Here is a 26,474-nt window from a genome sequence, read left to right on the forward strand (position 1 = left end):
CTGGAGGCAGGCCACTACCATCACACCTTCGGAACCGTATTTAAAAAGCCTGATGGCACAAGATACAACCCGGAATGGGCAGAGGTAGCAAAAGCCTACGGAATCAAGGCAAAGAAAATCAGCAGTGCAGAAGAATTCAAGGCAGTGTTTAAGGAAGCCTTAGAAGCCAACGAACCATACCTGATTGATGTACCAATCGAAAACATTCCGGTACCCACCGATGGGGTATGGAACATCAATGACATCTATACACCGAAGGAAAATGTAGTAGATGGAAAGCTGATGTATGGAGAGCCGATCAAATCCAAGCATGCGGCTACAAAATAAGTGAATTGCCTAAGAATTAAAAGGAAAGCCCCAAGTGGAAGGGTATGAGAGTACTTCCCCTACCCTTCCACCATATATGAATTTTACATTTAACAAGGAAGCACGGAGGTGACGAAAATGCGCGTTCTGAAATGGTTGAATGAAAATATTGAAGAATATATACTTATGGGCCTATTAATCTTTATGGTGGGTATGATGGGTGTTCAGGTTACAATGCGCTATTTATTCAATGCATCCCTTACCTGGTCTGAGGAGCTTACACGCTACGCCTTTGTATGGTCTGCTTTTATTAGTGTGAGCTATTGTATTAAGCGGCATATCTCTATTAAAATTGATCAGTTTCTTCATTTAATGCCAGAAACCGTACAAAGAGTTATATTAAGCATTAACAAAGTAATCATGTTGGCTTTTTTCTCTTATATGCTGTATTATGCTGTATTGGTTGTAAAGAGTACTTACTTAAGCAATCAGCTGAGTGCAGCTTTAGGAGTACCGATCTACCTGGTGCAGGCCTCTACAGTAATAGGGTTTTCCTTAGCGATACTAAGACTGATTCAAAGCTTACTAGGTGTACTGAAATCACCTAATACTGTAAAATAGCATAAAATTGCGCTAATAATTTATTACTTATTACTAATACAGAGTTCTAGAATGAAAAAAGAAAGGGGGAGCTCTTTTGCCAGCAGGAATTTTGTTTCTTATCTTTGTAGCAGCTTTAGCCTTATCTGTTCCCGTAGCTATAGCATTAGGCATTTCAGCAATTCTACCAAATTTAGTGAATCCAAGCTTTGCAGCGAGTCCACAGTTGATTATACGAAGTATGATCGGAGGCGTGGATAGCTTTCCGATCCTGGCGGTACCGATGTTTATTTTGTCGGGTATCATCATGGCCAAAGGGGGCGTATCTAAAAAGATTTTTAATATGGTCTCTTATTTTATCGGAAATAAAACCGCAGGGTTGCCCTGTGCAGTCGTTATTACCTGTCTATTCTATGGAGCTATCTCCGGTTCGGGACCAGCTACTACAGCGGCGGTAGGTTCTATGACCATACCGATTCTAGTAAGCTTAGGATACGATAAGGTTTTTGCTACAGCCATCGTTGCCGTAGCAGGGGGCTTAGGGGTTATCATTCCACCGAGTATTCCATTCATCCTCTATGGAATGACCTCCGGCGCATCCGTTGGAAAATTATTTCTTGCCGGAGTTCTTCCAGGACTGCTGATCGGCGGATGTTTAATGCTTTATGCATATTACTACTGCAAAACAAGAGGAGAAGATAAGGAAAAGCTAAATGAGCATTACTACGCTTTAAAAAGTCAGGGTTTTATGACCGTATTTAAAGACAGCTTTTGGGCCTTATTCGCTCCTGTGATCATCCTTGGAAGTATTTACAGCGGTATTGCATCTCCCACGGAGGCAGCTACAATTTCCGTATTCTATGCGATTATCATCAGTCTTTACGTATACAAGTCTCTAACCTATAGAGATATCCCTAAAATTTTGAGAGAAGCTACTAGTACATTTACACCGATCCTGTTTATCCTAGCTTCAGCAGTTGCCTTTGCAAGAGTGTTAACCCTAATGCAGGTACCACAAATCGTGGCAGCAGCGATAACCTCTGTATTTACAGGAAAGATTTCAATTTTGATTGTGATAAATATCCTGCTGCTCTTTGTAGGCATGGTAATGGATACGAGTCCGGCTATTCTGATTCTAACTCCGATCCTGCTGCCGATTATGACTTCAGTAGGAGTTGACCCTATTCATTTCGGTATCATTATGGTAGTAAACTTAGCTATTGGTTTCGTTACACCTCCGATTGGAATCAATCTGTTTGTTGCCAGCTCCTTAACCGGGATAGAGGTCGTACAAATAGCAAGGAAAGCAGCCCCTTTCATTATAGCCTTCTTGATCGCCCTGGTATTTATTACCTTTATTCCGGAGATCAGCTTGCTGCTTACCCGGTAAAACCTTATAGAAAGCCATATGTAAAGTGTTTTAAAGAAATCCGTATTCAAAATCATATGCATTGATTCCAATAGGGTTTCATAGGTCGGATAGGAACGGAATTAGGGCAATGCACGTGGTTTGAAATGATAAACCTAACTAAAAGAAAGGAATGGGAGAGCATGAAAAACTTTAAAAGAATCATTAGTTTGATGATGGTAATTGTATTAGCACTTTCTTTAGCAGCATGTGGTGGAGGAAATACCAATCAGCCAGCTCAAAATCAACCTGCTGCAGACCCAGGAAAACCTGAGTACAGTTTTACACTGGCAATGGATTCACCGGAAAACACAGTAACTTATCTTTTCGCTGAAAAATTTGCTACTTTAGTAAAAGAAAAGTCAGCAGGTAAAATGGAAGTTCAGATTTTTGCAAATGGACAGTTAGGCAGTGACAGAGAAATTGCGGAAAGTGTTCAACAAGGAAACATTGACTTCGTTACACAAAATACAGCGCCACAGGTAAACTTTGTTCCACAGCTAGGCGTATTTGATATGGCTAAAGTTTTTCCTGATGCTGCAACGGCAAGAAAAGTTCTAGATGGTCCTTTCTTTGATACAATCGCTGCTCAATATGAAAAAGCCGGATTCAAATTGTTAGGTTATGTAGATCAAGGGTTCAGACAGATGACTACAAACAAAAAAGTAGAATCTTTCGCAGATTTTAAAGGTCAAAAGATTCGTACAATGGAAAACCCAAATCACGTTGCATTCTGGAGTGCATTAGGAGCAAATCCTACGCCTATGGCATGGGGTGAAGTATATATCGGACTTCAACAAAAAACAATAGATGCACAGGAAAATCCTTATGAAGTAATCGTGGCAAACAAAATCTACGAGCAACAAAAATATGTAATCAACACAAACCACATTCTACATCTTATCTCATTGATTACAAACCCAGCTAAATTCAACAGCTTATCACCAGAGTATCAAAAAATCATTACAGATTCAGTTGCTGAAGCAAAGGTGTGGGCAAATCAACAAGCAGATGAGCGTATCGACGGTAGAGTTAAAATCATGCAAGAAAATGGTGTAGAAATTGTAGAACTGCCAGCAGAAGTGCATGCACAAATGCAAGAAAAAGCAGAAGCTGCTTATGAACTGATCCGTGGAAAAGTAGGAGCTGAACTAGTAGATGGTCTATTAAAAGCTGTTGAAGCAGCGAAGTAATTCATCGCTTTGTAGAGTAAAGTCGAAAGCTAAGAGAATAGAAACCAGCAAAGCACAGAGCATTAGATGATGAGAGGTGAGAGTTGGTCCTAAGTAGTGTACTCACTAGAACAAGCGCTGCGAAGGGCAAATTCTCACCTTAAATTATATGGAATATCTTAGGGAGGAATCAGGGCGATGAGCAAAAAGATCTTATTTTTTATCATAACAGGATTTTTCTGGTTTTCCCTGTATACCTATATTCCTCAGATGACCAATTATGCTAAAGAGATGGGTGCCTCCTACAAGATGATAGGATTAATTGCAGGTGTCTATGGACTAAGTCAAACCATATTGAGAATCCCTTTAGGGATTGTCTCCGATGCATTCAATAGACGGAAGGTTTTTGTAGAAATAGGCTTGTTGATCACGGTGGCCAGTGCGCTTTTAGTTTTCCTTGTTCCCAATGTATATATGCTGCTGATGGGGAGATTTATCGCCGGGATTGCTGCAGCTACATGGGTTAATTTTACAGTAATGTTTTCAGGATACTTCGATGCTTCTCAGTCTACAAAGGCTATTGGTATTATCAATTCTGCCAGCAAGGTAGGACAATTTACTGCCATGCTGCTAGGTGGAGTGGTTTCTTTACGTTTCGGTATTCGCTATGTATTTCTTTTAAGTGTACTGGGTGGCAGCATAGGCTTTATACTGAGCTTATTTGTAAGGGAGAAACAAGATCCCCGGAGGAGAAAGACCTTTCGAACTGCAGACTTATCAAGTATCCTAAGTGATAGGTATATATTGCACATCTCCCTTCTGGGAATCATATCACAGCTTATGAATTATTCAACAACCTTTGGATTTACGCCGTTGATTGCTTCCGGTTTAGGGGCCGATAACCTCGATCTTGGATTGCTGGCAACCGCATTTAATCTACCCCAGATTGCATTTGCTGCATTGTCGGGCACCCTATTTATCAAGTATTTCGGAGAAAAAAATACTTTACTGCTGGGCTTTTCAGTAACCACAGCAATGTGTATGATTACGCCCTTCGTTCCAAACCTGCCTATACTCTACTTTGTACAGGTGATCAATGGTATCGGAAATGCCATATCATTTCCACTATTAATGGGTCTGGTCATCAAAAACGTAGATACAGGCTTAAGGAACACAACTATGGGAGTCTATCAAGCTATGTATGGTGTGGGGATGCTTATAGGGCCAATGCTGTTAGGGAGTGTAGGAGATGCCTTTGGATTAGTTTCCGGGTTTATTGCCACAGGACTGTTGGGGGTTTTGGCTATGGTATCTATACAGCTATTTAGTGCTAAGCAGAATATGCAAAGCAATCAAACACTTTAATGTTATCTAAGGTCTATCATAAAGGAAAGTAAAGAAGAAATGATTAAAAATGGGAAGAAATAATAAGAAAGATAGTATAGATGTCATTTCTCTATTATAATAAAAGGGAATGAAAAGAGTAGCGGATGCTTCGTAAAAATATTCATAAAAGCTATTATTAGGAGGATTGACATGATGGAAAAAAACAGTGAGAGCAGTGTAAGGTCTATTCAGAGAGCCCTCAATATTTTAAGATGCTTTAATTGGAAAGAAAGAGAACTAACGATGACCGAGATCACGGAAAAAATCGGCTTAGCAAAATCTACTACTTCAAGACTACTATCCACTTTAGAAGCAGAAGGATTTATAAGAAGGGATTTAAAGACCGGAAAATATAGCCTGGGACACAACATCTACTATCTAGGACTGATTGCAAAGGATAAACTGGAGCTTAATGAAATTGCTCGGCCAATTATGGAAGAAATCAATAAAGAAACACAAGAAACCATTAACCTTTATATATTGGATGGGTTAGAATCTGTATGCTTTGATCAGGTAGAAAGCCCGCTGCCTATCAGACAGGCAGCAAAGATCGGAGAAAGATCACCTCTGTGGGCGGGTGCCAGCGGAAGAGCTATCCTGGCTTTTCTAGAAGAAAAAATATGGTATGAAATGGTTAAAGAGCTAAAGGCCTTTACCCCAAATACGATCACAGATCCGGAGAAATTTATCCAGACTATGAAAGATGTAAAAAGGCAGGGGTACACCGTCAGCTTGGGAGAGAAAAATGATCAGGTTGGGTGTATTGCAGCGCCCATTTTTGATGCCTACGGAAAGGTAATCGGAAGTGTAGCCATATCGGGTCCCGTATTCCGATTTCCTGAAGATACAGAACGGTTTTCTGTATTAATCCTTGATGCATCCAAAAAAATTTCACAACAAATGGGGTATTATCAAGACAACAAAAATACAAAAAAATAAGGAAGTGTTATAGATGACAACAAATAAAATTAATGGAAGAACAAGGCTGGTGGGCCTCTTAGGAACACCGATTAAACAAACGAAGTCACCGCATATGCACAATTCTGCTTTTCAGTATTTAGACCTAGACTATGCTTATCTTGCCTTCGAGGTAGGAAATGAAGCGCTGAAGCAGGCATTAGACGGCTTGAAGGTATTAAATGCAGCAGGATGTAACGTAACCATGCCGAATAAACAGACCGTATTGCCCTTGCTGGATGAGCTAAGCCAGGAGGCTAAGTTGATTGGATCGGTAAATACAGTACTAAATGACAGTGGAAAACTGATCGGATACAATACTGATGGTAGGGGCTTTGTAAAGAATCTTGAAGAAAACGGAGTAAAGGTAAAAGGGAAAAAATTCCTTGTAGCTGGTGCCGGCGGCGCTGGAAGAGCGGTGGCTATCCAGTTAGCTATTGATGGTGCAGCAGAAATTTTTCTTATAGATGTGAACGATGATTTGGCAAAGGAAGTCTGCGGTACCATTAACAATAATATTGAAACCTGTAAGGCAACACCTGCAAAGTTTGGAGAATTTGACCTGAAAGAAAAACTAAAGGCAGTAGACGTGTTGGTAAACTGTACACCCCTAGGAATGTATCCCAATGAAGATAAAAGCATTGTGGATAGTGCTGACATGTTATATCCTGAATTGATTGTAGCGGATATCGTTTATTCACCCCTTAAGACCAAGCTGTTGAGTATGGCAGAAGAGGCAGGCTGTAAGACCGTTACAGGAATAGGGATGATGATCTGGCAGGGAGCCTTGGCTTTTAAAATATGGACCGGGGTGGACATGCCGGTAGATTATATTAAAGACATTATTTTAGGCAGTAAATAAGAAGGTGGTTAAGGTGGAGAGTTTTCGCTCAAAGGGAGGATTTTCTTCAACAGATTTTTTTCTGTTGCTGGTTTCTCTGATCTGGGGATTAAACTATGTAGTTGCTAAGGTTTCTCTCAGGGAAATGGATCCTCTGCTCTTCACCGCATTACGATTTGTAGTTGGTGCTGTGATTTGTTGGATCATCCTTCTTATGAGAGAAAAAGATTTTAGGATAACTAAGAGACAGTTTTGGCATTTGTTTTTTACTGGTATTATTGCCCATGGGATCAACCAGATTACTTTTATATATGGGGTTGCGAGGACTACTGCAGGTGCAGCTTCTATTATTCTTGCATCCCCGCCCATCTGGGTGGCCTTACTAGCTGCCTTTTTGAAGCTGGAGAAGGTGAATGGTAAAACTGCCGTGGGGATTTTTATTTCATTCCTTGGGGTATCATTGGTGGTTATGGGGTCTAAAGGGACAGTGCTTGGTGGTACAGATGCTTTATGGGGAAATGTCCTTGTATTCATTGCGGGTATATTTTGGAGCATCTATACCATTATGGTTCGAGTTTATCTTAAGGATTTATCCATTATTAAGTTTACCACCTATTCTATAACCTTTACTTCCATCTTCTTTATGGCCATTACCTATAAACAGATGATCAATGGAGATTGGTCTGCCTATTCTGCAGAGGCCTGGTATGGGGTTCTTTTTTCAGGAATTTTTGTGCTGGGGATCTCCTATATTTTATGGAATACAGCGATTCAAAAGGTGGGACCTACCAGAACCGCAGTCTACGCAAATCTTCCGCCCTTTATATCTATACTAGTAGGGTGGTTTCAGTTAGGAGAGATGATTACAGGTATCCAGCTTATTGGAGGACTAATTGTCTTAGGCGGTCTTATTTATGTAAGAAAGGCAAAAGAAGCGTTGGCTACAGCAGGTATAGCGGAATAGGCACTAAGTGGGAGTTTGCTGATGATATAAAACGATGGGTCATTGTTATAGCTGTATTACGAATGGAGGGAATAAGTTGGTTTTTAATCAGTTAAAAGACGGAGTAAAGTGGCCTTCCAGCATACAAGTATGTGAAGTAGGTCCGAGGGATGGCCTGCAAAACGAAAAAACGTTACTTACAGTTGAGCAAAAGGTGGAATTAATCGAGCGTTCTGTACAAGCAGGGGTCAAAATTATCGAGATTGGTTCCTTTGTTCACCCGAAAGCAGTTCCTCCAATGGCGGATACCGATGCGGTAGCACGGCGGCTGAAACGGGTGGAAGGGGTAGAGTATAGGGCTTTGGTGCTAAATATAAAAGGGCTTGAGAGAGCAGAGGCTGCAGGTATCCGAAAGGCAAAGCTTACGGTATCTGCCAGTCGTGCCCATTCCTTGAGCAATTTGAACAAAACGCCGGAAGAGGCTGTTCGGGGTTTTACAGAAAGTGCAGAGTATGCCGCCTCCCGTGGCATGGTACTATCCGGAGCTATTTCGACGGCCTTTGGATGCCCTTTTGAGGGAAAAGTATCTCTGGAACAGGTTTTATCAGTAGTAGAGTGTTTTCGGGAAATTGGTGTAAAAGAGCTGTCCTTATCAGACACTACGGGAATGGCAAATCCCCAGCAGGTCTATGAATATGGTTTAAGGGTTAAGGAACAGTTTCCTGATGTAACCTGGAATCTGCACTTCCATAACACGAGAGGCATGGGGCTTGCGAATGTAGTGGCCGGTATGATGGCGGGCATCGACCGATATGACGCCTGTTTTGCCGGATTAGGCGGATGCCCTTTTGCGCCGGGAGCCTCTGGCAATATCGCGACAGAGGATCTGATACACATGTGTCACGAGATGGGTATTGAGACAGGTATCGATTTAGACCAAGTTATCAGCATAGGACGATATGTGCAGGAACTCATCGGTCATGATACATCCAGCTTTATCCTGAAGGCCGGCAAGTGCAGCGATATTGTGAAAGCATAAGGCATAGAACAGAAAGCGAAAAAGGATTCTTAAAAGCTACTTTTGTCTAATGATAAAAGGCCCTAGAAAAATGTTCTAAGGCCTTTTATATTTTGATGGGTTAGCGACAATTGTGAACTGGCTTAAATTATAAAATATGCTTGCATGATTTACATATGATAAAATAGGTTAATAGGAGGTGGCAGCAAATGAAAAGCGTACAACAAATTATTCAGGAAAAAGAGATATGGGCAGGATTAAATCATCCTGGCATTTCAGTAGAGGAGGCGGATATCGTAGTGTATGGGATACCCTTTGACGGCGGGGTCAGCTTTCGTGCCGGTGCAAAGGATGCCCCAAAGGCCCTTAGAGAGATTACTTATACCATCGATCCGACTACCGAGGGATTTGAGAGCATAGAAGGGTTAAAGATTTTAGATTTGGGAGATGCAGAGGGAGAAAATCGGGAAGAAATCTTTCAAAAGGTTGAGCAGGTGGCCTACGATTGTGTAAAAGCAGGAAAGCTCATGACTTTTATCGGAGGGGATCACTCCACAACGATTCCCATTCTTTGGGGAATTGATAAAGCCTTGGAGGAACCCTTTGGCATTATTCATATCGATGCGCATTTAGATCTCTGTGATGAAATGGGAGGAGACCGTTTATCTCATGGTTCTACGGAAAGACGGGCTCTGGAATTAAAAAACATCCCGGATACGGAAAGCATATACTTCTTGGGGATTCGTTCCGCCGAGTTGGAGGAAGTGAAGTTTCTGCAAGAAAACAAGATTAACCTATTGGGCACAAGGGAGATTCGTCATTTAGGTGTAGAAAAGGCGTTGGAGAAGGTCAAGGAAAAAATGGCCCGATTTAATAAAATCTATATTACCATTGACATAGATGCCCTAGACCCGGCCTATGCACCGGGAACAGGAACACCGCAGTTTGGCGGTTTAGACAGCCGGGAAATGCTGGATCTGCTCTATGGCTTATTTGAACTGCCAGTGATCGGATTTGATGTGGTGGAGGTGGCACCGGGTCTGGAGGAGTCTAAGATTGCCCTCTTTGCAGCACGAAAAATCATTACTGAATGCTGGGGGCATCACTGGAGGAAAGGTACAAACGTCTATGGAAAATATAAAAAGAGCTTCTAACTGAAGCTCTTTTTATATTTATAATTTAAATTGATTGACTACATTTTTGAGTGCAGCTGCAGAGTTAGAAAGAGAATGGGCACTGTGTACAATGGTTTCCATAGAGCTGGCTTGCTGCTGTAAAGATGCGACCGTTTGCTCAATTCCTGCTGAATTTTCTTCTGAAATGGCTGCAACCTGTTCACCAGCAGAATTAATTTTCTCGCTATTCTGTGCTATTTCATTTAAACTGTAGGCTACAAGCTTTATATTTTCACTGATGGTGCTTACTTTTGCACGGATAATATCAAATACTTCTCCAGTAGCATGTATTTGAGAAGTACCCATCTCAATTACTTGATAGCCATTTTCAAGGGTAGCTGTCATACCCTTAGAATCATTTTGAATACCTACAACAATGTCAGTAATTTCCTTTAAAGATTTGCCAACCTGTTCTGCAAGCTTTCGGATCTCATCTGCAACCACTGCAAAGCCTTTGCCTGCTTCACCTGCTCGTGCTGCTTCAATTGCAGCGTTTAACGCCAGCAGATTGGTTTGATCGGAGATTCCCTGAATTACCTGAACAAGACCAGATACCTTCTTGGAACTTTCATCCAATTGTTTTACTTTTATTACTGAATCCCTTATGACCTCATTAATATGTGTCATATTATCAATGGAAGCGTTCATTTTTATGCCGCCGCTTTGAACTACATCTAAAATATCCGCTGCAGAGCTTTCCAAAACCTCTTTATTGATATTGGCCTGCTGAACCAATTTGGTCAGAGCACTTATAGAATGGGCAATCTCACTGGATGCCTCAGCTTGATGCTGGGCGCCGGAGGCCATTTCATCCATTGTTGCAGCAATTTGCATACTGCTTTCTTTAACCTCATCTGCAATTTTTCTAAAGGCACTGCTTTCTTCATCTACCGTTAAAGCAGATTGAGAAATCCCTTGTATCATATTTTGTAAATTTTGTATCATTACATTTACTGAAGCAGATAATTGACCAATTTCATCTCTGCCCGAATACTGATTTTTTGATACAGTAAGGTCACCCTTTGAGACTTTGTTGGTTATGTCTACAATTTGATGCAAGTTTTTGCTGATGCCCCGACTGATCAGAAGAAGAATCGTACTGCCAAGCACTGCCGCTGAAACAATAGATATAATTAATGCTTGAATAGAATATTGAACCTTTTTGTGGGCATCTGCGATAGATAAAGCCCGCTGCTTGTCAACTGCGTCTTTAATTTTTTCAAATAATGCTGCAGTAGGCTTTGTTAGGCCTGAAATCTTTACATATCCGATGGCAGCATCCTCTCTATTTCCTTTGGCTAAATTAGGAATAACGATGTTTTTGAATGTGTCATCCATTACTTGGTTGTTTTTATTGATATGCTGTGAAAAAAGCTTAAGCTCCTCCGTATTCAAAACAGGAGCCAGTATCTCCTGAAGCTGATCAAACTCCTTTTTTACCTGATCAAAGTCATCCACTAGAGCTTTTTTGCTCATGTTCATATATTCATTGACAATGAGTTCCTTAGATTTAAAAAGTGATACCATGTGAGTTAGAGCGACAGACCTTTCTCCGGCTGTTTCAATCATCGATACGGCGTTTTCGATTTCATATAGAGAGATAATTACAAAGCTTGCAGCAGAAATAAATAAAAAGATGGTAATCAGCAGTGTCACTCCATACTTGAATCCAATTCTTAGATCTTTCCACCTTAACATATTCATCGCTCATCACACCTTCTAATAGAGTCATATACATAATTATACGACAAAATTTGCCATAATAAAATCAAAACCTTGTAGAATTTAAGAAATTTATGCATTTTTGTCGTAGACCATGCTTTTACCATAAAATGATACAGTAAAGGTTTTTAGTGCAACTACTTGCATAATTGTCTTTGAATGACTGCAAAAACCTGGTCCGATAGGTAATTCTCATCTTCCTTTGTAAGACTGGTTGTGTCTATGGGAGAGGAAATGATCATTTTTACTTGAGCCGGTTTGATTCGGCCTTTGTTAGCCTCCATCATTCGATAGGTTCCGTTGATAGTAACGGGAACAATAGGGACGCCTGCCTTGGTGGCCAGCTTTAAACTTCCCTTCTTAAATTCGCCCATTTCAGGGCCTCTGCTTCGGGTACCCTCAGGGAAAATCACCAGAGAATGTCCATCCTTCAACAGATCCACGCCCGAATTGATGGCCCTTAAGGACTGCCTGGGATCCTGGCGGTCTATAAAAATACAGCGGATATTTTTCATCCATGAGGATACGAGGGGCATTTTGAGTAGTTCAATTTTTGCGATAAAAGCTTTTGGCTTATCAATATAACCTAAAAAAAGCGGAATATCAAAATTTCCCTGATGGTTGCTGACAAAAACCACTGGACCTGGCGGGATATTTTCTAGACCTTCAACCTGTACCGAAGTGCCTGTGATCGCAATAAGCCTTCTAGCCCAGGTTTTGGCTGCCCGTTGGGAGATATCCTGAACCTCATGCAATTTTCCCTGCTTTTCAAGCATCTTTACCTTCCACAGCTTAGGCAACAGCAACAGCATATATCCACCAAAATAAATAAACCAAAATATAGTTCTAAGCATTGAGAATTCCCCCTTTATGAAGAAATATACCTTATTTATCATACCATAAAAGCCGGATATAGAGCGGTAAAATTGGATAAAATTTTAATAAAAAGTCTATTGAAATAGAAGAAAAACAGGAGTATACTATATTTATATAATTAGATATTTATTTAAATATATAACTAACAAGAAGGGGATGAATCAATGAACGATATATTTAAAGCCTTGGCGGATCCCACCAGAAGGAAAATATTGATCATGTTGAAAGAGAAAGATATGAATGCAGGGGAGATTGCTGATGCATTTAATATTAGCAAGCCCTCCATCAGCCATCATTTAAGTCTTTTGAAGCAGGCTAATCTCGTACTGAGTGAAAAGCAAGGGCAAAATATCAACTATTCTCTAAACACTACAGTTTTTCAAGATATCCTTCAATGGTTTTTCGAATTTCGAGAAAGGGGAGATAGAGAGTGAAAATAAATAAATGGATTTTACTCATCGCTATTTTATCCTTCGTTGGTGTATTAATGGTATATCCCTTACTGCCGGAGGAAATACCGGGACACTGGAACTTTGCAGGCGAGGTAGATCGATATGATAGTAAAAGCTCCGTGTTTATTACGGGACTGCTGCCTTTGGGAATTTATCTGCTAATGGTGTTCTTGCCCAAAATTGACCCTAAAAGAGCCTCTTATCTGAAGCATGAAAAGGCCTATACCATTGCCCAAGGGGTGATAGTCATCATGCTGGTATATATCCAGTGGATCGCCATTGCTGCCGGATTAGGCTATAATGTAGACACAGGCTTGGCTGTGCGGCTGGCTATCGGGATCATGTTCATCCTGCTGGGGAATTATATGAGCCAGATTCGTCATAATTATTTCTTTGGAATTAAAACCCCATGGACCCTAGCCAATGAGGAAGTGTGGAAAAAAACCCATCGGGTAGGCGGGTATGGTTTTGTCATTGCAGGAATCATCACTATCCTGTCCATTTTCCTGAGGGGAAAAGCAGCGGTGATTGTCTCTGCCGGAGGATTATTTATTCCTGTTGTCTACAGCTATGTTTACTCCTATTTTGCCTTTAAGAAAATTGTAAAATAATATGTTTAAAGGTGATGGATTTTTCCATCACCTTTCTCCTTTTGTTCGAATTCGATGTATAAATAAGTAGGACAGCACTGCTTTGCTGTTTTTCATCAGCAGAATTCCCCCAAGGACGAGCAGCATCCCAAAAAGCTGGGTTAGATTTAGGGTCTCCCGATAGACCCAATAACCAAAAACGGCTGCAGCGGGAATTTCAATATTGCTGACAATAGAGGTCCGAATAGCACCGATGTATTGAATAGAGGTGTATAGTAAAATCACCGGCGGAATTTGGCATAAGCATACCAGCAGGGCAGCGATACCCAATTGAGAGGGATGAATACTCCTTTGCAGAAGTGCTGCCGGAAAGCGATAGATTAAAAAGAACAATAGGGCAAAGCTGGTGGAATAGGAGGCGATTACAATAGAGGGCAGTTTTTCGCCAATGGCTTCTATAACAATGTTAAAGGCAGCGTAAAACAGTGCAGAACCCATTCCAAAGAGGATGCCGATTTTTGAAATGTCCGATTGAAGGTTGAAGATATCCAATACGAAGATACACCCTAAAAATACCGTCAGCAGAGAGAATATGATGATCCCATTTGGCCTTTCTTTGGAAAAAAGTAAAGCATACAGGGTGATCAAAATCGGATAGGTAAAGAGCAAAATAGTGGCAATGGATATGTCTAAGTATACAAAGGCCTTATAATAAAATAGAGTCACCATGCTATTGAGACAAAAACCCATTATAAATAGACGCAGCAGCATTTTTTTGCCAACCAAAATAGAACCTCTGTATTTAATAAAGGAGATGGTCCATAGGATAGGCACAGCCATAAGGTTTTGCAAGGTTAAAAGGGTGATGGAGTCTAACCCCATATCATAAGCTAGTTTTACGAAAAGTCCGGAACTGCCGAAGAGTATAGCAGCCAGAGCTGCATAAACATAACCCTTGGTGGTTTTCGTCAAAGTTTGATTGGTCATGATGTTCTCTCCTTATTCATTATTAAGAAATCATAATGTTTTTATTATATCTATAGCTTTCTTAATAATAAACAGAGATATAAGCGGCTATATATTGATTAAACATAGCAGATGCCTCCTAAATAATAAAAAACCAGTACAAAGAGTAACCTTTCTCTGGTTTTTACATGGGCGAATATATGGAGAAGCCATATATTTCTTCATATAAAACAGGTTGATCTGTAGTGGATTATAATTTTATTCTATACCAATCCTACAGCTTCTTCAATAGATATTCAGAAAAATCAAGCGGAGAAATCCCATGGAAAGAATCTTAAATTGGGGGTATAATAACATTGCATAGAAATAACACATGGATACCATTTTTAGGAGGAAAGCTATGGCGTATTTGTTACTATTGATAGGTTTTATACTGCTCATAAAGGGGGCTGATTATTTTGTAGAGGGAGCTTCTGGAATTGCAAAGCTGCTTCGGGTACCTCCGATTCTGATTGGATTGACCATTGTAGCCTTTGGAACAAGTTCTCCGGAAGCAGCTGTAAGTATTCGGGCGGCAGTAAATGGAAACAACGGCATTGCTCTGGGGAATGTGGTGGGCAGCAATGTGTTTAATATCTCCCTCATCATCGGGATTACGGCTATGCTCAATCCTCTGCAGGTAGAAAGGGAAACTGTAAGGAAGGAAATCCCTTTTACCCTGCTGGCTAGTATTCTTCTGCTTGTTTTAGTTTCAGATACTCTGTTGCAAGGCTTGGCCATCAATCAGATTACCATGGGAGATGGGTTGGTACTGGGGTGTTTTTTCCTTATTTTTATGTTCTATCTGTTGGAGGTAGCCCTGCACAGTAGAGAGCGGGATGAGGAGATGACAGCCTTTTGCCCTAAAACCATGGGAAAAAATGTGCTCTTTACTGCAGGCGGATTAGCAGCGATTATCTCCGGTGGCGAACTGGTGGTACGGAGCAGTACAACCATTGCAAAAACTTTAGGCATGAGTGAGACAATGATCGGTTTGACCATCGTAGCCGTAGGTACCTCTTTGCCAGAGTTGATCACCTCCGTAACAGCGGCTGTCAAGAAACAGAGTGAGATTGCAGTGGGAAATATAGTAGGAAGCAATATTTTTAATATATTATTTGTATTGGGAATTTCTTCTGCCATCCATCCTATAAGGGTAGATCCTAAAATTTTCTTTGACATCAGGCTGATGATTCTCTATACGGCTATTCTGTTGATATTTTCCAGAACCCACCACAAAATCAGCAGAAAAGAGGGCTTTGTACTGCTGTTATCCTACTTATTCTATGCAGTGCATGTAATCCTCAGAGGATAATTAAGCCTTATCATGAAACAACCTCCCCCCTACATACAATGGAGTAGTACGGGTTACAGGGGGTTTTTTTAATGGAAAGCAATAATAGCTTTAAGATTGCCAGTATTTACATAGGTACTGTCATTGGAGCGGGCTTTGCTTCAGGGCAGGAAATCATGCAGTTCTTTACAAAATATGGGATTCGGGGCCTATACGGTATTTTGGTAGCATCTGTGTTATTTAGCTTAATAGGAAGCTTTATTCTATTAAAGGTTTATCGTCACCGGATCCAATCCTATGAACAGCTGCTCCGGCCAGCTTTAGGTTCTGTGATTGGCAGACTTGTAGAGGGGTTGTTATCTTTACTGCTGCTGTCAGGATACTGTATTATGCTGGCAGGCAGTGGAGCCCTGTTTCAGCAGCAGTTTGGTCTGTCGAAAGCCTACGGAATACTATTTATGAGCTTGATTACCTTCATCATCTTCCTATTCAGTATTCGGGGTTTGGCATGGATTAATACCGTGGTAGTGCCGATTTTGTTTATGGGAATTATCGGTATAAGTACATGGGTGATTTCTCATTGGGGTCTTACATTAAGCAATGAGGTAGGGAGCTCCTTCAATAGTTATACAGGGAATTGGATGACTTCCGCATTGCTTTATGTCAGTTATAATAGTATCGGCGCCACAGTGGTGATGTGCTCTCTGCTTCCCTTAATCAATAGCTCCAAGGCAGCATGGGAAGGGGGGATCATGGGTGGGCTGGGCTTGGGACTGCTGGCCATGTTTCTATTAATTCCTACCTTGATCTTCTATACAGATATCCATGGTATGGAAATACCCATGATGGCTATTGCTACGAAAGTAGGAAGTCCTATCAAAATTGGCTATGGAATTTTGCTTTGGCTTGCCATGCTGACAACGGCTATTGCTGATGGTTTTGTACTGATTCAGTCCATAGAAAAAAGGATGCCAAGGTATCATGTATTGAACTGTCTGATTTTTTGCATGGCGGCCATACCCCTAGCCAACCTGGGTTTTAAAAATCTTGTCAATACCCTGTACCCGGCCTTTGGGTATATAGGTATAGGTGTTGCTCTCCTGCTTCTTTTCAGGCGATAGGAAAGCCGAGGATTCACATCGATCTAGAAGGATTTTTAATTTCCAACTCGAATATAAACGGTAGAAGAAGATTTTGAGGAGATACCTATGAAAAAAAAATTAAAACTGCAACTGGAAAAGCAGAGAAAATTTTATGAGGATATTTTATCGGGAATGAAGGACTGGGTACGGGTGATCGATAAGAGCAACAAAGTACTTTTTCTGAATGAACCCATGAAAAAAGAGGTGGGAGATACCACGGGGCAGCAGTGCTTTAAGGCTTTAAACAAAACGGAGCCCTGTGAAAACTGCATCACCAACCGAGCGATCTTCCAGGGCAAATCCATTGCCAAGGAAGAAGTGGTGGGAGATAGAATTTTCTCCGTAGTGAGTTCCCCAATATATGATGAAGATCATAACATTCAATATGCCGTAGAGGTTTTTCGGGATATCACAGAAAAAAGAGCCATGGAACAGTTAATCCTAGAACAAAATACAAAGATGAAGAAAGATTTAAATTTTGCAAAACAGCTGCAGCACAAGATTCTTCCGGAAAATAGGATCTATAATAACACCTTACGGATTGCTTCTACCTATATTCCCTGTGAATTATTAGGGGGGGATGTTTATGATGTCATCGAGATCAATGAAAATTATATTGGAATGTATATTGCCGATGTATCAGGTCATGGAGTAACCTCATCCATGATGACCATGTTTATCCGCCAGACTTTAAAGAATGTCGAAGAAAAGGCGATTGATCCGGCTGTGACCTTAAGGTATCTGTATCACCGCTACCGGGAGCTGAATATCGACGATCAATATTATATAACTGTGTTCTATGGGGTCTATGATAAGCTGCATAAGCGTTTTTCCTATGCCAATGCGGGACATAATTGCATGCCGGTTATCCTGCGTCAGGAGTGGGTGGAGGAAGTGTACATGCCCGGTTTCCCAATCTGTACAGTTTTTGACGATGTACAATACGAAAGCCAGGTGCTGACACTTTATCCGGGGGATAGATTGCTGTTTTATACCGATGGCATTGTGGAAGCCTTCCATCAGGATAGGGGATTTTATCAAAATGACCGGGTACTGGAGTTGTGTAGAAAATATCAGCAGGAGGATATGGAAAAGCTGATAGAAATCATCATCACGGATGTTCAGGACTTTGCAGAAGGTGAGATCAAGGATGACATTGCTATCATGATGGCAGAAATTCTATAGATTAGAAGTTTAAAAGCTGTGGAAGGTCATAGGAATCCATGGCTTTTCCTTATTCTTCCTATCCCTTGCTTAGAGGGAGGATTTTCGGAAGTCTTAAAGAATAGTTATACTAGAGACTAGAAACCATGATTCATGGGAGGAGGGATTCCCATAGGGAAGAAACAAAAGCAGAGAAGAAGAAATATGCGCTTTTTCTTTACAGTGATCATTATCCTGGCGGTTTTTGTAGTGGGAAGCACCCAGGTTGTAGGGAAAATAAAAAATGTACTGGGCTATGGAGAATTGGAATTTAAGAAAATAGGAGATATTTCTCTAAAGGATAAAAATAAATCCTTAGTGCATTACTTTGAGCAGAATTTTACGGTGTATGAGCCATCTAGCCAGACTTTGCAAGCCTTTGGGCCAGATGGACAGGAACGATGGACCCTTAAAGAAAAAATCGAGAATCCCATTTTAAGCAGTACCCCTACTCATCTGTATATTGGGGAGCGGGAAAAGGGAAGAATTCTATGTGTGGATACCCTTGGCAATATTGACTGGGAAATCCAACTGGAAAGGCCTCTTCGGATGATCCGCAGCAGTGCAAAGGGTTATGTAGCCGTATACAGCGAGGATGAATCAGGAAAAGGCATGGTCTTTGTTTTCGATATGGAAAAGAAGCAGCGGGGAAAAATAAACCTCAATCAGGGAACACTGATGGACATGGTCCTGTCCCAGGAGACAGAACTGCTTGCCCTATCTGTGATGAGCATCGCCAATGACAAAATTGAGAGCAATGTAACTCTTTACAATATGGAAGGAAAGCTTTTAGGAGGCAACAAATATGACGGAGATATTATCAGTCGTGTTTACGCTGGCAGCGAACAAAGAATCGTAAATGTGGGGGACAAAAAAGTTATCGGCTTTAGTAAAGAAAAGGGCCTTTTATGGAATAAAGACATAGAGGATTCTATTAGCAGAACTGCATGGAGTGAAGAAGGATTTATTGTCTTGGGTTTGGTCAATAATAAAAAAACCATCATTGATACAAAAAATCGAAATCAGATTGCCATTGTTGACTTAGAAGGGAAAGAATGGTGTAAGCTGCCTTTAAAGGGAGAAGTGCTGGGGGTAGATATAAAGGGAGAGCGTGTGGCGGCTTTTACAGAAAGGACCCTGTATTTGATTTCTAAGGATGGTAAGGAACAAATTGAAAGAAAGGTCAACAACGATATCCACGCCTTGTATATGCTTGGGAAAGACCAGCTGGCCCTAATCTTTAATGACAAAATAGAAATCATGGGGGTAAAATTCAAGGAATAATCGAGGTGAAATCATGGGTTGGTTTGATATCCTTGTATTGGTGATATTGGTGATTCATGCCATAAAGGGATGGCAGAGAGGTTTTGTACTGAGCTTTTTCAGTTTAATAAGCGTCATTGCTGCGGCTGTAACTGCAAAACTATATCATACCAGGCTTTCAGAATACCTCTTGGACAATACCCCTTTGCTCCTTAAGCTGCAGCAGTGGGTGGGCATCCGGGTTAAAGATGCGGCCTATCAGGAAGTTGCTTCCCGGGGAGATATTGCCTCGGATAATATCTATCAGATTCTGGGCATGCCCCGTGGCATTCAGGAACTATTTATGGGTTCTGAGACCATGCGCGGGTATAGTGCCAAGGCTATGGAAGGGGTATACGCCTATGTGGCAGACGTACTGGCTAGAATGTTTATTGACCTGCTGAGTATCCTGCTCATTTTTATCTGTGTGAGAATTGCATTGATGCTGATAGGCCACCTATTGGATGGCATTTTTTCCCTTCCTATACTGAACCAATTTAACCATATGGGCGGATTAGCCTTTGGCGGGTTGAAAGGTCTCTTAATTATTTTTATTTTGCTGCTTTTAATGGTACCTATTAATACCATGGCAGGAGAAGGCTTATTGGCTGAGGGATTGGAAAATTCGGTTTTCGCCAAATTCCTTTATGATCATAATCTTCTGCTAAGCATGATCGGAAAAATTCTTTAGGATGAAGAACCTTGGGTATACTATGAAGCATAAGAAAAATCTATCATTTTCCGAAGATCATAGAAAAATACTATACGATAGAAAGGAATAGAACCGATATAATAAAACTAGAGATGAATTTTTTGAGATACTGGAGGAATGAAAAGTGGATCGACAAGTGGATGCCAGGGGATGGACTTGCCCAAAACCTGTTATTGAAACAAAAAAGCTACTGGAAAGCATAAAAGAAGGAAGCGTGGTCACCATCGTAGACAATGAAGTGGCTAAAGAAAATGTTACGAAGCTGGCCAAAAGTATGGCCTATAATGTGGATGTAAAAGAAATGGGCGGAGATTATTATATCAATATCTATTCTCAAGAGGTAGTAAAAGACGTATTGGCCCAGCCAAAAAAGCTGAAAGAGATGACAATATTATTTGGCAGTGATTGCATGGGGGAAGGATCCGAGGAACTGGGGAAGGTTCTTATGAAGGGCTTTGTGTACACCCTTACGGAGTATACGCCTTATCCGAAGGCACTGCTTTTCGTCAACAGCGGCGTTAAATTGACTACAGAGGGTTCTGATGTGGTTGACTACTTAAGGCAGCTGGAAAGTGAAGGGGTAGAAATCCTTTCTTGTGGGACTTGCTTAGACTATTACAATTTAAAGAATAAGCTGATGGTAGGCGGCATAACCAATATGTATACCATCGTAGATAAAATGAACAATGCAAAAAACACCATCAAGCTATAGTGGAGAAGCAGCAATGAAAAGTGAAGAATTTTACGTAATAGCATTTGAATCTACCCACCATGCTATTCAAACGGAAAAGGATTTAAGAACAAAGTTTAAAATTGAAACGATCCCTACTCCAAGAGAAATCAGTGCAAGCTGTGGTTTATCCATTAAGTTTTCAAAGGATCTGTTTACCGATGTAACAGACCTGTTGAAAAAGGATGAGAAAAAATATAGTGTTTTTCGCGTAGAGCGGGTAGGGGGTCAACGTCAGATTACAAAAGTGACTTAAGGGGGATAATCTGTCTATGGAAGGGACAAGAGCCTCGATCAACGGGAAGATTAGAGAAATGGTCGAATTGTATGGTGATCCGGAGCGATTGACCAGATATTCCGGTGCCCTGTTGAAAATCATTTTTATATTTATCGCAGCCAAGCTGACCATACGATTCATTAATATTGTAATAGACAAATTTTTTGAAAACAGGGAAAAACTCAAGTTTGTAGGTGAGCAGAGACGGTTTGATACCCTAAAAGATATTATTAAGAGTATCTTCCGATATATTGTTTATTTTGTTGCTTTCACGCCCATACTGGAAACCCTGGGCATTAATATTTCCTCTTTAATCGCTGCTGCAGGTATTGGAGGATTGGCTATCGGTTTTGGCGCGCAAAACCTGGTAAAGGATGTTATCACAGGATTTTTTATCCTATTTGAAGATCAGTTCCAAGTGGGGGATTATGTTGAGACCGGGGGAAAATCCGGTATTGTAGAGGAGATGGCTATTCGTGTGACAAAGATCCGGGACTTTAACGGGGATTTGCACATCATTCCCAACGGCTCTATTGACAAAGTGACCAACAGAAGCAGAGGAAATATGCGGGCCTTAGTAGAGGTCAGCATCGCTTATGAGGAGAACTTAGACCGTACTTTGGAGGTGCTGGGAAAGCTCTGTACAGAAATCGCTGAAGAAAATGATAAGATCGTGGAAGGACCTACGGTTTTGGGTGTAACGAAGCTGGGAGAATCTGATGTGACAATTTCCGTTATGGCAAAGACGATCCCTATGGAGCAGTGGGCAGTAGAAAGAGAACTGCGCAAGCGTATTAAGGAAAGATTAGAGGATAAGGGAATTGAGATTCCCTATCCCAGAAGAGTGGTTATTGAAAGCAGTGAGCGGCGATAATAAAGTTCGGGAAAATCTCGGACTTTACTTTTCTTTTGGATTAAACGCAAGAGTTGTGTTTGTTAGAAGACTTTATAAAATACAGAGACAGAAAAAATATAAAGTGGCATAACAGATTAAATTGTGTTAATATATTCTATAATGCTCCTTTACCCTATTAATAGGGTAAAGCAGATCTTTATGCAGCTGTGATAGATAGTATAAAAGGACAGCTCTTTGCTTAGCATAAAGGATAGAGCTTGCAGCAAAATGAAATAAGAAAGGGTGAGTGTTTATGCCCATGGATTTAAAAATGGGGGATATATTGGAAGTAAAGAAAAATCATCCCTGCGGCAGCAATAAGTTTGAGGTTACACGTACAGGAATGGATTTTCGCATCAAGTGCTGCGGCTGCAGCCATGAAGTTTGGATTCCCCGGGTAAAGCTGGAAAAAAGGATAAAGAAGATACTGGAGAGAAAAGAAGAATGATTAACAAAAAACAATTCAAAATGGCAGAATATTCTTTAAAATATTTGTGCAACACTTACAAAAATTTTTTAAAAATATAGTCAACAAAGAATTGTTTAATGATATAATAGTAGTGAATACAGTCGGGCAAAGCTTTTCCTTATTACAATTCTAATGGAGGTGCTTTTGAAATGGCGATTCGATTCGCACATCGTATGGAAGGTATTAAAGCTTCGGAGATCCGTGAGTTGTTAAAGCTTACAACAAGACCGGAGATCATTTCCTTTGCAGGAGGTCTGCCTGCACCAGAGCTGTTCCCGGTAGAAGAAATGAAGAAGGTCACCTTAAAGGTATTAGAAGAGGGTGGACAGCAAGCACTTCAGTATAGTACAACAGAGGGCTTTACTCCGCTGCGGGAAAAGATCGCCGCAAGAATGGCCAAGCTTGGAATTCAGGCAAAGGCAGATGACATATTGATTACCAACGGATCACAGCAGGGTTTGGATTTTAGCGGTAAGATATTTTTAAATCCGGGAGATGTTGTAATCTGTGAAAGCCCAAGTTATCTAGGGGCAATTAATGCTTTTAAAGCCTATGAATGTGAATTCGTTGAGGTTCCTACCGATGATCATGGTATGATCATGGAAGAACTGGAGAGAATCCTTGAAGCTACACCGAAAGCAAGAATGATTTATGTAATTCCAGATTTCCAAAACCCAACAGGGAGAACATGGCCCGTTGACCGACGTAAGCGGTTGGTAGAATTGGCTGTAAAATATGATTTGCCGGTTGTAGAGGACAATCCTTATGGAGAATTGCGATTTGAAGGAGAAATTCCGCCATCCATCAAGTCCTTTGATACCGATGGACGTGTAATTTTCTTGGGTACCTATTCTAAAACATTCTGTCCAGGACTTCGTATTGGTTGGGTCTGTGCATCAGAGGAAATTCTTACAAAATATATATTGGTTAAACAGGGAGCAGACCTGCAGTCCAGTACCATTTCTCAAAGAGAATTAAATGAGTTCCTGGAGTTATACAACTTGGATGAACACGTAGAAAAAATCAAGGATACTTATAGAAGACGCCGGGACTTAATGCTGCAGACGATGAAGGAAGCATTCCCGCCAGAATTTAAATATACCTATCCGGAGGGCGGACTATTTACTTGGGTAACGATGCCAAAGCATCTCAATGCAAGAGATCTAATGGTGAAGGCCTTAGAAAAGAATGTAGCCTTTGTACCCGGAGGTTCTTTCTTCCCCAATGGCGGTCACGAAAATACCTGTAGAATCAATTACTCCAACATGCCGGAGGATAAGATTGTAGAGGGAATTAAGCGTCTGGGCCAAGTATTCACAGAAGCACTTAAATAATATATCATCTTTAAAAAGCCGTATCAGCTGATACGGCTTTACTACTAGAAAAAGACAAGGATTTTGGGTTTGCTTGAACCTGGCACCCTGAATCTTGAACCTTCCTTTTTAAATAATCCTTGCATAAAGCCTGTACTACTGATATAATACTATGATGTGAGAATATACTCTCTGTCCTGTGCAGGAGCAGGACCGAATTAGTCCATAGGGAGGTGGAAAATATGAGAAAGTATGAAGCGATGTTCATTATGAAGTCTAATCTTGAAGAAGAGAGAAGAAACGAAGTAATCAACAAATTTAAGTCTATTATCGAGTCTGATGGTGAGATTGAAAGCGTGGATGAGTGGGGCAACAGAAAGCTTGCTTACCCAATCCAAAAGCTAAATGATGGTTACTACGTGCTGATTAACTTCAAGGCTGGTGCAGACTTACCAAAGGAATTGGACAGAAACTTCAAGATCTCAGATGATGTGATTAGACACATGATCGTAAATCTTGAAGAAAAATAATTAAATTATTAAGGTGGTGTAAGTATGAATCAGGTCACTTTAATCGGAAGATTGGCCAGAGATCCGGAGCTTCGGTTTACCGCAGGTAGCGGCAAAGCAGTAGCCACCTTTACACTTGCTGTAGATAGACCATTTGCCAAAGAAAAGGAAGCGGATTTTTTCAGAGTAGTAGTATGGGGAAAAGCAGGTGAAAACTGTGCCAACTACTTGGCGAAGGGCAGACTTGTTGCCATTCAGGGCCGACTGCAAAACAATAACTTTGAGACCCAAAGCGGTGAAAAGCGCTTTACAACTGAAGTTGTTGCAGATAGAGTGGAATTCCTGGATTGGGGGAACAAAAACGAGAACAGAGGATTTAACAATCCGTCGGATATAGACATAGATGGCTTCCAGGCTATCGAAGAGGATGACGACATTCCATTCTAAAGAAGGAGGGAAAACGAGATGATGATGAAGAAAAGACGCGGCCGTAAAAAAAGAGTATGCAGCTTCTGTGCAGATAAAGCAAAGCATATTGATTATAAAGATATCAGAAAACTTGGCAAATATGTTACCGATAGAGGCAAAATTCTTCCAAGAAGAATTTCCGGTACTTGTGCAACACACCAAAGAGCTTTAACCATTGCAATCAAGAGATCAAGAATCGTTGCATTACTGCCATATACTGCAGAATAAACCATAGAGAAGTGAGAAATCACTTCTCTTTTTTCATAAGAGCTAAGACGGTCCTTTGCAGCATAGAGGGATCCTCTCATAGAGAATAAAAAAGGATAACCTGTCTTTCTTGCAGAATATATACAAGATAGCGGAATCTGCTATAATGTATATAAAGGAGGGGAATTGGGCAATGAATGCAGGGGAAAAGAATAATTTGGATATTACCAAAAATATTAAAATCATTGAATGGTTAAAGAGTGAGCTATTAACTGCCATAGCTTCTCTTTTTGAGCTACTTATAAAAGGAACGAAGGCAGGTCAGGAAGCCTTAATCGATGTATTAGCCAATATTATATTGGTTACCTACATACTTGGAAAACGATTGGGAATTAACTTTTCCAGTATTGACATGAAAATAGAAGATAAAATTCGTTTGGGCATTTTGGAACAGCACAGAGTAGAAGAGTGGTATGGAGATCTATCAAACTTGAAACAATATTTCAATAGAAACAGAAACTAGGAGTGATTTGTTTTGGATACGCAGAAGAAGACAAGGGCCTTAATCGAAGCTTCCCTAATGGCTGCCATTGCAGCGATACTAGCAATTGTACATACTTATGTTCCCTTTTTAGGATTTATCCTATACTTTATTCCGGTTCCATTTATTATTTTGGGAAAGAGACACGGGATAGGCTTTAGTATTCTTTCCGTTATTACTGCTGCAGTGATTGTGGGGAGCTTAACTCAGCCATTGACCATGTTTGTTATACTGCTTCCGGGTATTATTGCTGTTGTAATGGGCTATATGATGAATAAACAATATTCTGCATCAATGATTTTCTTAGGCGGTTCTATTGCAGCCATTTTATCATTGATATTAAGCAACAGCTTAGCTACTGCTGTCTCCGGGATGAGCATGTATCAGATTCTGAATGAAGTTTTTACGGAAGCTGGGAGAATGCAGATTGAACTGATGCAAAGTATAGGCATGGATGCTGCAAATGTAGAGCAGAAGCGAATAGAGATGGAAAATATGACGAAGCTCATATTGATGATCATACCCACGTTGATTATTATGGGAGGCGTATTTTTCACCTATATCAATTATGTTTTAACCGTGTTTATATTAAAGCGCATTGGCTATAAAGCAGAAACAATCCCTCCAAAACTACCGCCGCTAAAGGAACTAAGACTTCCTAGAAGTTTCCTCATGGGGACACTGCTGATTATCATACTGACAGCACTGACTCGGTATCTGAATATCGTTCACTTTGATACGCTGGTTGTAAATGTGTTTCTGATTTTCCAGTTTATTTTCTTCATTCAAGGGCTGGCGGTTATATTATTTTTTATGTCTGTCTATAAAGCGAGTAAACTGTTAAAAATAGTGATTTTTTTCTTTCTGCTGTTTAATCCAATGGGCGCCTTCATGGTAGCCATGATCGGGCTGACAGATTCGTTTTTGAATCTGAGAAAGCTGCAGTCCGAATAACTTTTAG

The 26,474-nt window shown here is 40.6% G+C and carries 30 protein-coding genes; 27 read left to right on the forward strand and 3 right to left on the reverse strand.

Annotated elements, in window-relative coordinates; genetic code table 11:
* From BUB56_RS11530 to speB, 10 genes are all read left to right on the forward strand, one after another.
* On the forward strand, window positions 1-327 hold a 327-nt coding region (locus BUB56_RS11530), incomplete at its 5' end, for a thiamine pyrophosphate-dependent enzyme (RefSeq protein ID WP_242946311.1).
* A gap of 117 nt (window positions 328-444) precedes the next feature.
* Window positions 445-927 (forward strand): TRAP transporter small permease, encoded by a 483-nt coding sequence (locus BUB56_RS11535; RefSeq protein ID WP_110941474.1) that lies wholly within the window; start codon window positions 445-447, stop codon window positions 925-927.
* A gap of 76 nt (window positions 928-1,003) precedes the next feature.
* Window positions 1,004-2,296: a TRAP transporter large permease gene (locus BUB56_RS11540; RefSeq protein ID WP_110941475.1), complete on the forward strand. Its 1,293-nt coding sequence runs from the start codon at window positions 1,004-1,006 to the stop codon at window positions 2,294-2,296.
* Between the two features lie 161 nt (window positions 2,297-2,457).
* Window positions 2,458-3,507, forward strand: a complete 1,050-nt coding sequence (locus BUB56_RS11545) for a TRAP transporter substrate-binding protein (RefSeq protein ID WP_242946313.1) — start codon at window positions 2,458-2,460, stop codon at window positions 3,505-3,507.
* Between the two features lie 177 nt (window positions 3,508-3,684).
* The gene (locus BUB56_RS11550) at window positions 3,685-4,851 is read left to right on the forward strand and encodes an MFS transporter (RefSeq protein WP_110941476.1); all 1,167 of its coding nucleotides are present in this window, start codon (window positions 3,685-3,687) and stop codon (window positions 4,849-4,851) included.
* A gap of 171 nt (window positions 4,852-5,022) precedes the next feature.
* Window positions 5,023-5,811, forward strand: a complete 789-nt coding sequence (locus BUB56_RS11555; RefSeq protein ID WP_110941477.1) for an IclR family transcriptional regulator — start codon at window positions 5,023-5,025, stop codon at window positions 5,809-5,811.
* A gap of 13 nt (window positions 5,812-5,824) precedes the next feature.
* The gene (locus BUB56_RS11560; protein ID WP_110941478.1) at window positions 5,825-6,691 is read left to right on the forward strand and encodes a shikimate dehydrogenase; all 867 of its coding nucleotides are present in this window, start codon (window positions 5,825-5,827) and stop codon (window positions 6,689-6,691) included.
* A 13-nt stretch (window positions 6,692-6,704) separates the two neighbouring features.
* Window positions 6,705-7,634: a DMT family transporter gene (locus tag BUB56_RS11565; RefSeq protein ID WP_190014440.1), complete on the forward strand. Its 930-nt coding sequence runs from the start codon at window positions 6,705-6,707 to the stop codon at window positions 7,632-7,634.
* A 76-nt stretch (window positions 7,635-7,710) separates the two neighbouring features.
* Window positions 7,711-8,652: a hydroxymethylglutaryl-CoA lyase gene (locus tag BUB56_RS11570; RefSeq protein ID WP_242946314.1), complete on the forward strand. Its 942-nt coding sequence runs from the start codon at window positions 7,711-7,713 to the stop codon at window positions 8,650-8,652.
* Between the two features lie 188 nt (window positions 8,653-8,840).
* Entirely contained in the window at window positions 8,841-9,785 is a 945-nt protein-coding gene (gene speB, locus BUB56_RS11575; protein WP_110941481.1) for an agmatinase, read from the forward strand.
* Window positions 9,786-9,803: 18 nt separating this feature from the next.
* On the opposite strand, the gene BUB56_RS11580 is transcribed toward speB, so the two are convergent.
* Together BUB56_RS11580 and BUB56_RS11585 are read right to left on the reverse strand one after the other, a co-directional pair.
* On the reverse strand, window positions 9,804-11,510 hold the full coding sequence (locus tag BUB56_RS11580; protein WP_110941482.1) for a methyl-accepting chemotaxis protein: 1,707 nt from the start codon (window positions 11,508-11,510) through the stop codon (window positions 9,804-9,806).
* A gap of 155 nt (window positions 11,511-11,665) precedes the next feature.
* On the reverse strand, window positions 11,666-12,382 hold the full coding sequence (locus tag BUB56_RS11585; RefSeq protein ID WP_110941483.1) for a lysophospholipid acyltransferase family protein: 717 nt from the start codon (window positions 12,380-12,382) through the stop codon (window positions 11,666-11,668).
* A gap of 186 nt (window positions 12,383-12,568) precedes the next feature.
* Here BUB56_RS11585 and BUB56_RS11590 point away from each other — a divergent pair, with 186 nt between their 5' ends.
* On the forward strand, window positions 12,569-12,838 hold the full coding sequence (locus BUB56_RS11590; protein ID WP_110941484.1) for an autorepressor SdpR family transcription factor: 270 nt from the start codon (window positions 12,569-12,571) through the stop codon (window positions 12,836-12,838).
* Entirely contained in the window at window positions 12,835-13,467 is a 633-nt protein-coding gene (locus tag BUB56_RS11595) for an SdpI family protein (protein WP_110941485.1), read from the forward strand. The genes BUB56_RS11590 and BUB56_RS11595 overlap by 4 nt, the downstream gene beginning before the upstream one ends.
* A gap of 27 nt (window positions 13,468-13,494) precedes the next feature.
* On the opposite strand, the gene BUB56_RS11600 is transcribed toward BUB56_RS11595, so the two are convergent.
* On the reverse strand, window positions 13,495-14,433 hold the full coding sequence (locus BUB56_RS11600) for a DMT family transporter (protein ID WP_110941486.1): 939 nt from the start codon (window positions 14,431-14,433) through the stop codon (window positions 13,495-13,497).
* Window positions 14,434-14,812: 379 nt separating this feature from the next.
* Between BUB56_RS11600 and BUB56_RS11605 the strand changes: the two genes are divergently transcribed.
* From BUB56_RS11605 to BUB56_RS11675, 15 genes are all read left to right on the forward strand, one after another.
* Window positions 14,813-15,766, forward strand: a complete 954-nt coding sequence (locus BUB56_RS11605; protein WP_110941487.1) for a calcium/sodium antiporter — start codon at window positions 14,813-14,815, stop codon at window positions 15,764-15,766.
* A 71-nt stretch (window positions 15,767-15,837) separates the two neighbouring features.
* Window positions 15,838-16,866: a YkvI family membrane protein gene (locus BUB56_RS11610; protein ID WP_110941488.1), complete on the forward strand. Its 1,029-nt coding sequence runs from the start codon at window positions 15,838-15,840 to the stop codon at window positions 16,864-16,866.
* Between the two features lie 87 nt (window positions 16,867-16,953).
* Window positions 16,954-18,072 carry a SpoIIE family protein phosphatase gene (locus BUB56_RS11615; protein ID WP_110941489.1) on the forward strand — a complete coding sequence of 373 codons (1,119 nt, stop codon included), beginning with the start codon at window positions 16,954-16,956 and terminating at the stop codon, window positions 18,070-18,072.
* A 183-nt stretch (window positions 18,073-18,255) separates the two neighbouring features.
* Window positions 18,256-19,374, forward strand: coding sequence for a DUF5711 family protein (locus BUB56_RS11620; RefSeq protein ID WP_190014443.1), 1,119 nt, complete (start codon window positions 18,256-18,258; stop codon window positions 19,372-19,374).
* Between the two features lie 13 nt (window positions 19,375-19,387).
* The gene (locus BUB56_RS11625; protein WP_110941491.1) at window positions 19,388-20,083 is read left to right on the forward strand and encodes a CvpA family protein; all 696 of its coding nucleotides are present in this window, start codon (window positions 19,388-19,390) and stop codon (window positions 20,081-20,083) included.
* A gap of 145 nt (window positions 20,084-20,228) precedes the next feature.
* Complete coding sequence (yedF, locus tag BUB56_RS11630) at window positions 20,229-20,816, forward strand: sulfurtransferase-like selenium metabolism protein YedF (RefSeq protein WP_110941492.1); 588 nt, start codon at window positions 20,229-20,231, stop codon at window positions 20,814-20,816.
* A 13-nt stretch (window positions 20,817-20,829) separates the two neighbouring features.
* A complete protein-coding gene (locus tag BUB56_RS11635; RefSeq protein WP_110941493.1) occupies window positions 20,830-21,090 on the forward strand; it encodes a putative Se/S carrier protein in 261 nt (86 codons plus the stop codon).
* Between the two features lie 16 nt (window positions 21,091-21,106).
* Window positions 21,107-21,985, forward strand: coding sequence for a mechanosensitive ion channel family protein (locus tag BUB56_RS11640; RefSeq protein WP_110941494.1), 879 nt, complete (start codon window positions 21,107-21,109; stop codon window positions 21,983-21,985).
* Window positions 21,986-22,259: 274 nt separating this feature from the next.
* On the forward strand, window positions 22,260-22,454 hold the full coding sequence (locus BUB56_RS11645; protein ID WP_110941495.1) for a DUF951 domain-containing protein: 195 nt from the start codon (window positions 22,260-22,262) through the stop codon (window positions 22,452-22,454).
* 170 nt (window positions 22,455-22,624) lie between these two features.
* Window positions 22,625-23,809: an aminotransferase-like domain-containing protein gene (locus BUB56_RS11650; protein WP_110941496.1), complete on the forward strand. Its 1,185-nt coding sequence runs from the start codon at window positions 22,625-22,627 to the stop codon at window positions 23,807-23,809.
* Between the two features lie 221 nt (window positions 23,810-24,030).
* Window positions 24,031-24,318: a 30S ribosomal protein S6 gene (gene rpsF, locus BUB56_RS11655; RefSeq protein ID WP_110941497.1), complete on the forward strand. Its 288-nt coding sequence runs from the start codon at window positions 24,031-24,033 to the stop codon at window positions 24,316-24,318.
* 24 nt (window positions 24,319-24,342) lie between these two features.
* Window positions 24,343-24,744 (forward strand): single-stranded DNA-binding protein, encoded by a 402-nt coding sequence (locus BUB56_RS11660; protein WP_110941498.1) that lies wholly within the window; start codon window positions 24,343-24,345, stop codon window positions 24,742-24,744.
* A gap of 21 nt (window positions 24,745-24,765) precedes the next feature.
* Entirely contained in the window at window positions 24,766-24,993 is a 228-nt protein-coding gene (gene rpsR / locus BUB56_RS11665; protein ID WP_069981428.1) for a 30S ribosomal protein S18, read from the forward strand.
* A gap of 172 nt (window positions 24,994-25,165) precedes the next feature.
* Window positions 25,166-25,495, forward strand: a complete 330-nt coding sequence (locus BUB56_RS11670; protein WP_110941499.1) for a MazG-like family protein — start codon at window positions 25,166-25,168, stop codon at window positions 25,493-25,495.
* A 12-nt stretch (window positions 25,496-25,507) separates the two neighbouring features.
* A complete protein-coding gene (locus BUB56_RS11675; protein WP_110941500.1) occupies window positions 25,508-26,467 on the forward strand; it encodes a YybS family protein in 960 nt (319 codons plus the stop codon).
* The last annotated feature ends 7 nt before the right edge of the window (window positions 26,468-26,474 follow it).

Source organism: Geosporobacter subterraneus DSM 17957 (assembly GCF_900142145.1).
Taxonomy (GTDB): domain Bacteria; phylum Bacillota; class Clostridia; order Peptostreptococcales; family Thermotaleaceae; genus Geosporobacter; species Geosporobacter subterraneus.

What these genes read in the sequence shown, in the direction of transcription:
- BUB56_RS11560 (WP_110941478.1), top strand. Translation starts at nt 5,825, where the DNA reads ATGACAACAAATAAAATTAATGGAAGAACAAGGCTGGTGGGCCTCTTA.
- BUB56_RS11670 (WP_110941499.1), top strand. Translation starts at nt 25,166, where the DNA reads ATGAATGCAGGGGAAAAGAATAATTTGGATATTACCAAAAATATTAAA.
- rpsF (WP_110941497.1), top strand. Translation starts at nt 24,031, where the DNA reads ATGAGAAAGTATGAAGCGATGTTCATTATGAAGTCTAATCTTGAAGAA.
- BUB56_RS11550 (WP_110941476.1), top strand. Translation starts at nt 3,685, where the DNA reads ATGAGCAAAAAGATCTTATTTTTTATCATAACAGGATTTTTCTGGTTT.
- BUB56_RS11650 (WP_110941496.1), top strand. Translation starts at nt 22,625, where the DNA reads ATGGCGATTCGATTCGCACATCGTATGGAAGGTATTAAAGCTTCGGAG.
- BUB56_RS11580 (WP_110941482.1), bottom strand. Translation starts at nt 11,510, where the DNA reads ATGAATATGTTAAGGTGGAAAGATCTAAGAATTGGATTCAAGTATGGA.
- BUB56_RS11590 (WP_110941484.1), top strand. Translation starts at nt 12,569, where the DNA reads ATGAACGATATATTTAAAGCCTTGGCGGATCCCACCAGAAGGAAAATA.
- rpsR (WP_069981428.1), top strand. Translation starts at nt 24,766, where the DNA reads ATGATGAAGAAAAGACGCGGCCGTAAAAAAAGAGTATGCAGCTTCTGT.
- BUB56_RS11600 (WP_110941486.1), bottom strand. Translation starts at nt 14,433, where the DNA reads ATGACCAATCAAACTTTGACGAAAACCACCAAGGGTTATGTTTATGCA.
- BUB56_RS11545 (WP_242946313.1), top strand. Translation starts at nt 2,458, where the DNA reads ATGAAAAACTTTAAAAGAATCATTAGTTTGATGATGGTAATTGTATTA.
- BUB56_RS11555 (WP_110941477.1), top strand. Translation starts at nt 5,023, where the DNA reads ATGATGGAAAAAAACAGTGAGAGCAGTGTAAGGTCTATTCAGAGAGCC.
- BUB56_RS11605 (WP_110941487.1), top strand. Translation starts at nt 14,813, where the DNA reads ATGGCGTATTTGTTACTATTGATAGGTTTTATACTGCTCATAAAGGGG.
- BUB56_RS11620 (WP_190014443.1), top strand. Translation starts at nt 18,256, where the DNA reads ATGCGCTTTTTCTTTACAGTGATCATTATCCTGGCGGTTTTTGTAGTG.
- BUB56_RS11640 (WP_110941494.1), top strand. Translation starts at nt 21,107, where the DNA reads ATGGAAGGGACAAGAGCCTCGATCAACGGGAAGATTAGAGAAATGGTC.
- BUB56_RS11635 (WP_110941493.1), top strand. Translation starts at nt 20,830, where the DNA reads ATGAAAAGTGAAGAATTTTACGTAATAGCATTTGAATCTACCCACCAT.
- BUB56_RS11535 (WP_110941474.1), top strand. Translation starts at nt 445, where the DNA reads ATGCGCGTTCTGAAATGGTTGAATGAAAATATTGAAGAATATATACTT.
- BUB56_RS11615 (WP_110941489.1), top strand. Translation starts at nt 16,954, where the DNA reads ATGAAAAAAAAATTAAAACTGCAACTGGAAAAGCAGAGAAAATTTTAT.
- speB (WP_110941481.1), top strand. Translation starts at nt 8,841, where the DNA reads ATGAAAAGCGTACAACAAATTATTCAGGAAAAAGAGATATGGGCAGGA.
- BUB56_RS11610 (WP_110941488.1), top strand. Translation starts at nt 15,838, where the DNA reads ATGGAAAGCAATAATAGCTTTAAGATTGCCAGTATTTACATAGGTACT.
- BUB56_RS11660 (WP_110941498.1), top strand. Translation starts at nt 24,343, where the DNA reads ATGAATCAGGTCACTTTAATCGGAAGATTGGCCAGAGATCCGGAGCTT.
- BUB56_RS11625 (WP_110941491.1), top strand. Translation starts at nt 19,388, where the DNA reads ATGGGTTGGTTTGATATCCTTGTATTGGTGATATTGGTGATTCATGCC.
- BUB56_RS11585 (WP_110941483.1), bottom strand. Translation starts at nt 12,382, where the DNA reads ATGCTTAGAACTATATTTTGGTTTATTTATTTTGGTGGATATATGCTG.
- BUB56_RS11645 (WP_110941495.1), top strand. Translation starts at nt 22,260, where the DNA reads ATGCCCATGGATTTAAAAATGGGGGATATATTGGAAGTAAAGAAAAAT.